General features: G+C 74.4%; 1 protein-coding gene. It reads left to right on the top strand.

Features of this window, described 5'->3' with window-relative positions:
• Window positions 1-164 precede the first annotated feature (164 nt).
• Window positions 165-1,938: adenylate/guanylate cyclase domain-containing protein (locus VGB14_01170; GenBank protein HEX9991515.1), on the top strand; the 1,774-nt coding region annotated here is incomplete at its 3' end.

Raw genomic sequence — 1,938 nt, 5'->3', positions numbered from 1 at the left:
ACGGGGTGGTGGGCGGCGGCGCCGGTAGCCTCGGGGCAGCGATGTCGAACTGGGGCTGCGCGGCATGTGGGGGCGAGAACCCCGCAGGCACGCGCTTCTGCGGCCACTGCGGGACCCCCAACCCGGCCGCCGCCGCTCCTGCCCAGCCCGCCCCCGATCCTGCCGTGGCCGACGCCCTGCGGGCCGTGGCCGACGCCCGGGTGGGGGAGGAGCGCCGCCTCGTCACCGCCCTGTTCGCCGACATCTCCGGGTTCACCTCGCTGTCCGAGCAACTCGACGCCGAGGAGCTGCACGGCGTGATCGCCCCGGTCATCTCGCGGCTGGCCGCGGTGGCGGAGCGCTACGAGGGCTACATCGCCAAGTACGCCGGCGACGCCCTGCTCGTGTTCTTCGGCGCCCCCGTGCTGCACGAGGACGACGCCGCCCGCGCCCTGCTCGTCGCCTTGGAGATGCACGAGGCCATCGCCGACAAGGACAGCCTGCCGCCCGCGGCGGCGGGGCTGGAGCTGCACATCGGGGTGAACACGGGCCGGGTCATCTCCGGCCGATACGGCGGCGAGACACGGGCCGACTACTCGATCCTGGGCGACGCCGTGAACATGGCCCAGCGACTGGAGTCGGTGGCGCCGTCGGGCGAGACCTACGTGGGCGAGTCGACCTACCTGCTCACGGCCGACGACTTCGACATGGAGTCGGTGGGCGAGCTCACGCTCAAGGGCAAGGCGCAGCCGGTCCCCGCCTATCGTCTCCTCGGCCGCCGGCAGCGCGCCGATGCGGCCGCGCCCAAGCAGGGCATCTTCGGCCGCGACGCCGAGCTGGCCGAGGCCACTGCGGTGCTGCACGCGCTCCGAGACGGCCGCGGCGGGGTGCTGTCGGTGTGCGGCGAGCCCGGCATCGGCAAGACCCGTTTGGTGGCGGAGGTCCGCAGCCGGGCCGAGGCGGACGGGGTGCGGTGGCTCCAGACCCGGTGCCTCTCCTACGGCGCAGGGATCGCCTACTGGCCTTACGCCGACTTGCTCCGCCAACTGGCAGGCGTGCGTCCCGAGGACCCGCCCGCCACCGCTGCGGGTCGGCTCGACGCGCTCCTTACAGGGCTGCCCGCGCGAGCTCGGGCCTTCCTTGGCCGGCTGGCCGGCGTCGCTGCGGCCGACGACGACGGCTTGGGAGACCTGGCGCCCGAGTCCTTCCGCCGCGGCCTGCACGAGGCCGTGGAAGCGTGGCTGTCGGCACTGGCCGCCGAGCAGCCCGTCGCGCTCGCCGTCGAGGACGTGCACTGGGCCGACGCCTCGTCCGTCGAGCTGACCACGGCGCTGGCGGCGGCCTCGGCCGACCACCGGTTGGCGCTCGTGCTGACGGCACGGCCCGAGGGCGCCGCCACGTGCGCGGCGGTGGCCGGGGCGGCGAGCGGCCCGTCCGCGACCCTCACCCTGCAACCGCTGGACGAGGACGATGTCCGCGCCCTCCTGGCCGCCACCCTGGACGGACCGCCACCCCTCGACCTGGTGCGGGCGGTGGTGGCGCGCACCAACGGCAACCCGTTGTTCGTGGAGGAGATCACGCGCTCGCTCGTGGAGACGGGCGCCGTGGTCCGGGCCGGGGATCGCTTCGCCATGCGCTCCAACTGGGACGCCGCCGCCTTGCCCGACACGGTGGAGCGGGTGCTGTCCTCGCGCATGGACGTCCTGCCGCCCACAACCGCCTCGGTCCTGCAGACGGCGTCGGTCATCGGCCGCGTCACCCGGCGCTCGCTGCTCGACGCCGTGGTCGAGGCGGTTGACGAGGTGGACGACCTCGATGCCGAGCTCGAGCGGTTGGTGGCGGCCGGCTTCCTCGACGTCACCGAGTCGTCGGGCGAGCAGGCCTTGGCCTTCCACCACGCGCTCGTCCAGGACGCGGCCTACAACCGCATGCTCGCCCGACGCCGTCGCGAGCTCCATC

The sequence above is a fragment of the Acidimicrobiales bacterium genome, assembly GCA_036399815.1.
Lineage (GTDB): Bacteria > Actinomycetota > Acidimicrobiia > Acidimicrobiales > DASWMK01 > DASWMK01.
Note: the sequence above shows the minus strand (reverse complement) of the source record. Positions and strands in the feature narration are given on the sequence as shown.